Origin of the sequence: Rhizobium sp. RHZ02, assembly GCF_014851575.1 — a bacterium.
GTDB lineage: Bacteria > Pseudomonadota > Alphaproteobacteria > Rhizobiales > Rhizobiaceae > Rhizobium > Rhizobium altiplani.
The window spans coordinates 1-612 of record NZ_JACUZX010000084.1 but is presented as its reverse complement, the minus strand read 5'-3'; the positions used below and the strand labels follow the sequence as shown (position 1 = coordinate 612).

Sequence of the window (612 nt, the reverse complement as noted above, 5' to 3'; positions counted from 1 at the left end):
CGGTGCAGGCGCTGCGGCTGTCGACCAACACGCTGAGCGAGATCTTCAACTACACCATGCGTGACGCCGCCGGCGCCACGGCCACGGCCGCGCTGACGATCACCGTCCACGGCGCCGACGACGCGCCTGTTCTGGCGGTCCAGACCGCCACCCAGAATGCCACCGTCAACACTGCCTTCTCGTTCGCGTTGCCGGCCGGCACCTTCACCGATATCGACAGCGGCGACACGCTTACCTACACGGCAACATCTGCCGACGGCTCGGTTCTTCCCACCTGGCTGAGCTTCAACGCCGCGACGCAGACCTTCAGCGGTACGCCGACGGCAACAGGCACGTCAGGCATCAAGGTGACGGCAACCGACATTGCCGGCCTTGCCACCAGCGAGACCTTCAATATTACCACGACGATCGCGGGCAACACGACGCCGACGGCGGTTGCCGACGCTGGCGATGCGACCGAGAAGGGCGGCATTGCCAATGGTTCGGGCGGTTCTGTCGCCAGCGGCAACGTGCTTGCCAACGACACCGATCCGGATCAAAACGACACCAAGACCGTCACGGCGGTCAGCTTCGGCGCGACAACAGGCACGCTCGGCACCGCACTTGCCGGCA

1 protein-coding gene is annotated in these 612 nt (G+C 65.5%); it reads left to right on the top strand.

The features are described from left to right. Positions 1 to 612: putative Ig domain-containing protein (locus IB244_RS31605; RefSeq protein WP_192306994.1), on the top strand; the 612-nt coding region annotated here is incomplete at both ends.